At 58.1% G+C, this 7,132-nt stretch carries 5 protein-coding genes; 1 reads left to right on the forward strand and 4 read right to left on the reverse strand.

Features of this window, described 5'->3' with window-relative positions; genetic code table 11:
• Nucleotides 1-1,597: hypothetical protein (locus ENN40_05100; GenBank protein HDP94723.1), on the reverse strand; the 1,597-nt coding region annotated here is incomplete at its 3' end.
• A 114-nt stretch (nt 1,598-1,711) separates the two neighbouring features.
• Between ENN40_05100 and ENN40_05105 the strand changes: the two genes are divergently transcribed.
• Nucleotides 1,712-3,133: a hypothetical protein gene (locus ENN40_05105; protein HDP94724.1), complete on the forward strand. Its 1,422-nt coding sequence runs from the start codon at nt 1,712-1,714 to the stop codon at nt 3,131-3,133.
• A gap of 246 nt (nt 3,134-3,379) precedes the next feature.
• On the opposite strand, the gene ENN40_05110 is transcribed toward ENN40_05105, so the two are convergent.
• From ENN40_05110 to ENN40_05120, 3 genes are read right to left on the reverse strand one after another with little or no spacing between them, the layout of a single operon-like run.
• On the reverse strand, nt 3,380-4,615 hold the full coding sequence (locus ENN40_05110; GenBank protein HDP94725.1) for a hypothetical protein: 1,236 nt from the start codon (nt 4,613-4,615) through the stop codon (nt 3,380-3,382).
• The gene (locus tag ENN40_05115; protein HDP94726.1) at nt 4,605-5,756 is read right to left on the reverse strand and encodes a glycosyltransferase family 4 protein; all 1,152 of its coding nucleotides are present in this window, start codon (nt 5,754-5,756) and stop codon (nt 4,605-4,607) included. Before ENN40_05115 ends, ENN40_05110 begins: the two co-directional genes overlap by 11 nt.
• Entirely contained in the window at nt 5,753-6,727 is a 975-nt protein-coding gene (locus ENN40_05120; GenBank protein HDP94727.1) for a glycosyltransferase, read from the reverse strand. Before ENN40_05120 ends, ENN40_05115 begins: the two co-directional genes overlap by 4 nt.
• Nucleotides 6,728-7,132 lie beyond the last annotated feature (405 nt).

The raw sequence follows: 7,132 nt of genomic DNA on the forward strand, positions 1-7,132 counted from the left end.
GCCCCATCCGCGCCAGCACCAGACAACGTTGCAGAAACAACTCCGCCGTGCTACCCAGTTTTTCCGCCCGGTCCAGTTCGGCAAGGCTTTCTGCAAATTCTTTGCGCATTTCGTGGTACTTGGCCATGATCATCAGCGCCTTGAATCGCATGCCATCCTGAGTGGTTTCGCGTTCAATTCGTTGCGCGCGGTGAAACCCGGCTTCGGGTTCGCCTGTCACCAATAAGAGATTGGCCTCGAGCAAAGCCGCCATCTCGCGGACATCCATCCAGCGGCTGTTTTTTGAGATCTCAACCCCCCGGCGCACCAGGTTCAACGCTTCCGGATATCGTTTTTCATTGGCGCGTTTCAGGGCCAAAGGCAGATACAGTGATCCGTCCGAGGGATGGTTGGAAATCAGGCGTGCGTAGAACGCTTCGTCATTGCGGAAATAGTCCTGGTACACCATATTGACCCAGTACAAGGCAATTCCCGACAGGACGGTGACCGCCATCAACACGGGCTTCCACTTGCGTCCCAGGCGCATCCCCAGGTCAACCAGCAGGGCTCCGCCCATCACAGCCGGCAGGTAGACAAACCGCATGGCCAGCGGCGGATAAGACGGCACCAGCACCGGGTTCAATACCGGTACCATCAGGACCAGGAATCCCATGGCTCCCCGAGTATAGACCCACCTGTCTTTTTTCCACACCGCGATTGCCAGGATGAACAAAACCAGCAATGCCCAGACCACCCACTCCAGCGGACGTGACTCAAATTGGACCATGGTGAAATAGGGATCCGGAAAGATGGGAACCAGGATCATGCGCGCGTACACGCCGATGGCTTGAAACACGATCGGGACCTGGGAAAAAGACGCCCGCGCCAGCATGCCGCCGGAACCCGAGATTATCGCGTGCATTAAGGCGAAGACGGCGGACACCAGGGCCAGGCCCGCCAGGGGCAGGCGTCCCCGCCGCCAACGTCCCCGCATCAAGGTCATGATCAACGCAATGATGGGAAAAACCACCAGGTTTTCCTTGACCAGGAGACCGGGCATAAACAACAGGAACGTGAACAGCAGAAATTTTGTCCCCCCCGCATCCAGAAACCGCAGAAACGCCAGAGCCGCCGCCAGCACAAACAGGGCGGCCAACAGGTCGGGGCGCCCGGAGATCCAGGCCACGTTCTCCGCGTGCAACGGGAACAGGGAAAACCACAAGGCCACCAGGAAAGCGGGAACCGCCCGGCCACCCCAGGCCAGGAAGAAGAGAAACACCAATACCGTGACCGCCGCGTTGATCAGCACATTGGCCAGGTGGAAGCCGTTTGGGGTTTCCCCCCACAAGAGGTAATCCACCCGATACGACAGCAACGTAAGCGGACGCCAGTAATGCAGGAAAGCAAAATCGGGAAACGCGAAAAAGCGCTTTCCCAACGTATCCAGAAATACTTTTCCACTTTTTACTCTGGGGTTGTTTTCCACCAGCACGTGGTCGTCCTTGAGGAAATCAAAACCCAGCGTGCCGGAATAGAGCAAAAGGTTGACCACCAGGAGAAGCGGCACGAGCAGGATGCATAACTTTCGCGATGAAGCCGCGATTTCCCGTAAAGCCATCAACTCCTCCAGGGGTTGCCGGATAAGATGCAGACTTTTACATTATAGGCCAGGGGAAACAACTGTCCAATCGCGGCTTTGATTTTTTATATACGGAAATGCAATAATCAGCTCATGAGCCTTTCCTGGCGCCGCACGGCACCGCCCCTGCTCCTGTGTGTGTTGGTTTTTTCTTCGCTGCTCTACTTGTCTTTCTGCCCGGACGACTACTATATCTACCAGCAATACGCACGCAATCTCAACCAGACCGGTCTGCCGGCTTTCAACTCCGGTGAACCTTCCTACGGCTTTACTTCACCCCTGTGGCTGGGCCTGCTGGGACTTGGCTTCCAGCCCGGCCATATCCACTTTTTCCCCAAACTGCTGTCATTCCTGCTCTATGCCGCGGCCGCATGGATCTTCTGGCTGTTCTCCAGCCGGCGTTTCGGATTCAGCGCCGGTATCATGGGCCTGCTGCTCATGTTCCTCAACCCCTGGGTGTGGCGCTGGTCGCTCTCGGGCATGGAGACCACGGCCGCGTTGCTCTGTGCCGTCCTCTTTCTTTACGCATGGACGGAAAACAAAACCTGGCTGTGGCTGCCCCTGGGCCTTCTTCCCCTGTTGCGTCCCGAGCTTCTGGCATGGACCCTGGCCGGGGCCGGACTGCTGGCATGGCGGAAACAACCTGCCCGGGCACTCCTTTGCGTGTTACCGGCCGCGGCCTGGTTCGTCGCCGCCAGGTTGATATTCGGGCAATGGTTTCCCAACACCGCCCATGCCAAGGCGGCCGGTTTTTCCCTGGAAGCGGCCTGGAACGCGCTCGAGAAAACCGTGCTTACGCTTCAACCCGTAGACATCGCGGCCCTGGTACTGGCCTTGTGGGCCCTGGCGGTGTCGCGACGCCTGGAAAAGCCCTGGCGGGACATGCTCTTTTTTTGCCTCATACTGGTCCTGCTGTTCGCCGCCCAGGGAGTCAAAGTCCACACCCGCTATCTGGTGCCACTCTTTCCCCTGACGGTCGCGCTTTTTCTGGCAACCACGCGGCAATATCCCCGCCTGCGCCGGGGCCTGGTCGCCGCTTCCATCCTGGTCAGCCTCATCCAGGCCGCGATCTGGGTTTATCCCGCCACCCGGGACTATATCCAATCGGAAAAGCGGGTCAACCTTTACATCGGCCGCTGGCTGAAACAAAACACGTCACGCAACGCCCGCGTATTCCTCTGGGATATCGGCGCCATCGCCTTTGAATCCCGAAGGCGGATCATTGATTTAAACGGCCTGGTTGACTCGAGCATCTTTCACCGCAACGAACCCTTTCCCCAAATCGTGGCCCGGCAGATCAAAGAAGCGGATCCGCAAATTCCCTTCTACTTCGTAGATGTCGACTACAAACAACGCCGCGCGGAAGGCGCCGTCCCGGGAACCAAGACGGAATTCCTCTTTTCCCGGCCGTTTTATCACATGTTTATTTTTCAGAAAGGCCCGCTCTACTATTCCGTGTATCGACTGACGAAAAAGACTGATAAAGTTGAAGAGTTGAGTTCAAGTGAAAAGTGAAAAGCAAAAACCCTGCAAAAATTTCTGCACCCCCCTACTGATGCTCCCGAGATCTGCCTACAGATCTTCCAAGGACCTTCCTACATATTCTCCCTGAGTTCTCCTACAGTTTTTTTCTGCGTTCTACCTTCAACTTTCTACGAAGATCAATGTAGCTAAAAAAGGTAACGGGAAGACAGGCGACAGAACATTCGCTTTTTTGCTTTCTGTCTTTCGACTTTTAACTTTCGACTGAATTCTTGCCCCTTACCCCTTGCCCGTATTTACTATCCCCTTCAAAAACGCTTCGAGCTCGCGCGCCAACCCCGGATGCGCGAAGCGCGCGATTGCGGCTTCATCCCTTTTGCCCGGCGGTTTTTTTCCACTGATCATCTCTGTCAATGCCGTTTCTATTGCTCCGGGGTCCCGCGGATCCGCCACCCAGCCGCGGCCGCATTCAGAAACGATGCCTGCCGCGGCGCCGGGCGGAGCCAGGGCCAGGATGGGAGCCCGCATGGGAAGGTATTCCAGCAATTTTCCCGGAATCACCGAGGGACGGGCGGGTGAAACCGCCAGCAGCAAACCGTCCGCGTGGACCTGCCAGGCGCGGCTGACCTCCAACGGCACCGAACCGTGTACCCGCGCCCGACCGCTTCGTTCCAGGGGACGGAATAACCGCCGCTCGCGCCGGGACAGCTTCCCCACCAGGTGGAGGCAAAAAGGCGGTTTACCCGGAGACATTTCTGCCATTGCCCGAACCAGAAGGGACGGGTCACATCCCGGGTCGGACAGCCCGAAACGCCCGGTATGCACCAGGTGGAATCCCGCTCTCCCGGCCTGGGGAGATTCCGGAACCATTAACCGGGGGTCGAAACCGTTGGGCATCCAGAGTACCCGTTTGCCCGGAGCCCTGTCTTTCAGATAGTCAGCAAGCGCTGGATGCGCGGCCATCACTCCGGTCGCCGCATCCAGGACATCTGTTTCCAGCTCCAGGTATTTGCGCTGGATCTGCGGAAAGCGCCGGGGCAGCACCCCTTCTACGGGCTCGAAAACCAGGCCGTCCCGAAAATCCGCCACCAGCGGGCAGCCGGCATATTTTGCCAACTCCACGCCCAGGGTCAGGGTTTCAGCCGGCGGATAGGTCGCCATCACCAGATTGGGCGAATTCTCGTCCACCCATTGGCGGCCGGCGCGCAAAGCCCGGCGATACCAGGCGCACAGGATGGTTTGCGTTGATCCAAGGGAATCAGCCGTCTCCACCCACAGGCGGCGGGCCAGCCACACCGCAAACCTCCATCCCCGGCGATGACAGTTGTAAGAGGGATCATGAACCCGGACGGTTTCCACTTCCCATTTGTCGCCGGAATAGGAACGGGTGAGGACCGTCACTTCGTGCCCGCGTTCCCGCAGGGCGCGCGCCATGAACTCGGGCCGCCCGGTCCCCGCCCCGTGGGGAGGCGGATAGTAATAAGCAACCAGCAGTATGTTCAAATTATCGTTCACCCGCGTTTACCGCTTCGCGTAATATGTCCAGGTAGTTTCCCGCGGCCGCCTCTTCGGTGAGCGCCGCCACGGTGCGTCGTGATTCCCGCGCCATTCGTTGCCGGGAATCCGCACCGAGGGAATCGACCTCCCGCAATACCGCCGCCAGGGCGTCGGGATCCCCGGGCGGACACAACCAGCCGTTGCGCTGATGCTTCACGATGCCGTCTATTCCCTCGTTTTTTGCCCCCACCACCAGGCATCCGGCTGCCATCGCGTCCAGGTAAACCAGGCCGAACGTTTCCGGCGCGCTGACCATGACGAACAGCTGGGCCCGAGACAAATGGTCCCGCAAAAGGGAGCGTTCCAGCCAGCCGGTGAACGTAACACGTGCGGCAATTCCTAACTTCACGGCCAGCCTTTCCAGCCGAGCCCGCTCCGGACCGTCCCCGGCCACGATCAACTCCCAGCTGATTGTGGAACCCAGTCCGGCCAGCGCTCGCAACGTGACATCCACGTTTTTGAGTTTGGTCAACCGGCAGGCGGTAATGATGCGCAACGGTTGTCCCGCCAGTGGTTCACACAGCCGGTTTTCTCTTGCGGCGTCTGAACGGAAACCCGCGGAATCAAGGCCCGACCAGGCGGTCCGGCTACGGGACTCGAGTTCGGGAAAACGTTTCAAGAGCCGACGACTTACCGCCAGCGACCGCGGCGCCAACCGGTTCGCCTGCTGAAAAACGCGTTTCAAGCGCGTTTCTCCCAGCATACGCGGCCCGTGAACCAGGTCGCCCATGTGTACCGCGGCTACCAGGGGCAGGCGGTTTCTTTTCGCCAGGCGCGCGGCCAAATAAAGATTGAAGCCCAGGTGGCCCACCATGACGTCGGGTTGAATGCGATTCATGACCCGTTGCAGGAATCCCGAAAAAAACCAGGGCCGGGCCGGAAATTTGGGCACCGCAACGCTCATCACGTCCACCCCCTCAAGTTGCCACCGGGATGGCATCGACCGCTTGCGCAATCTCCAGTTTGGAGTGCAATACGGGCGCAGCACCCATACCTGGTTGTCAAGCGCCCATTGGCGGCAGAAGCGGTGCAGGGCGAAAACCGAGGGGTCCGCCTCCTGTGCTTCGGGATAAAGATCCGTCAGCATTAAAATTTTCATTGTAATTGATCCTGAACACGAGCACGGCGATACAGCAAACGCTTGGCAAAGAAACGTGCCCGCCAGCAGGGATCGACCCGGGCGGCGACTGTGCGGATCCGTTCCATGCCCGGATCAGACAATCTCCAGCCTTTCGTTTCAGCCAGGTCCACCCACAGGTACATGCGCGACTGGCGGGCGCGGAACCGGTCCATAAGGGATACGTCCACGCCGTTCAACACGGTTTCCAGGACACGGTAACGCTCCTCGATCTCCCGGGGATTCCCGCTCATGGTAGAACGCACTGTCTGCGAGTGGCAGCGCGTGGCGTTGAGGGCCCGTTCCGAAAAACAGATGTCCCGGTTCAGCAACACGCGCACATAGGTCATCCAGTCCCCGCACAAACGCATGGATTCATCCGCGCCCCCGGCATCGAGAAAAGCCCGGCGGCGAAACAGTACGGCGCTGGCGTTGGGAATGGTACAGCGATGTACCAGGTAGCGCGCCACTTCGTCCCGCCCGGAGTTGCGAAAAGATCGCTGCCACCTCCCCGGCCATAACCGCTCCAGGAAGGGCGGCGCCTCATCAACTGTTATTCCGCTCTCATCCACTATCCGCGACTGGCAATAAACCAGGCCCAGGCGGGGATCCGAATCCAGCAGCGGCACCAGGTGTTCCAGAAAATTCACTTCAGCCAGGTCATCGGCCTCGGCGATCCAGACAAACTCGCCCCGGGCCATGTCCACTCCCCGGTTCCACTGCGCGAAGGGACTGCCGGAATTGGTCTCGTTGATATGGATCCGGACCCGTGAGTCGGAGACATACTTTTCAATCACGACAAGCGAATCATCGGTTGAGGCGTCATCCAGCAGAATCAACTCAAAATCACTGTACGTCTGGTCCAGAATACTTTGTAAGCGCTGGCCCAGGAAGCGCGCGCAGTTGTAGTTGGGCACCACCACGCTCACTGGCGGCCCAGAAAAATCGGCCATATCATATGACTCCTGAAAAGAGATGAAATTCCGGTCAGATTCCGGAAAATCCTGTTTTATCAAAAGAATGCCTCTTTGCACTCTTGACGGGGATTCCTTTCATCCGGAACTGCGACTCAAATCCCGACAAAAAGCAATCCGACACGATCGGCCTCATATTATTACCCGTTCGTTTGATGGCTTTGACCCATTTTTTTCAGAAAGCGTTTCATGGCCGCCTTCAACAATTCCTTTCCTTCCAAAAAATCCGTGACTTCAGTCACGTCCAACGGCGCGCACAGCGTTTCAATCTCGTTTAAGCTCAATCGGTTCCGGGCCTCCGCATCCACTTCCTCAACAATTTGCATCAACCGGGATACGATCGACGCTTCGTTTTTTAAAAACAGATAATAATCTCTATAGAGA

It is taken from the genome of Candidatus Aminicenantes bacterium (genome assembly GCA_011049425.1).
In the GTDB taxonomy this organism is placed as follows: domain Bacteria; phylum Acidobacteriota; class Aminicenantia; order UBA2199; family UBA2199; genus UBA876.

Bases quoted from the DNA above. Each gene is read 5' to 3' on its own strand.
- ENN40_05120 (HDP94727.1), bottom strand. From the start codon at position 6,727: ATGGCCGATTTTTCTGGGCCGCCAGTGAGCGTGGTGGTGCCCAACTAC.
- ENN40_05105 (HDP94724.1), top strand. From the start codon at position 1,712: ATGAGCCTTTCCTGGCGCCGCACGGCACCGCCCCTGCTCCTGTGTGTG.
- ENN40_05115 (HDP94726.1), bottom strand. From the start codon at position 5,756: ATGAAAATTTTAATGCTGACGGATCTTTATCCCGAAGCACAGGAGGCG.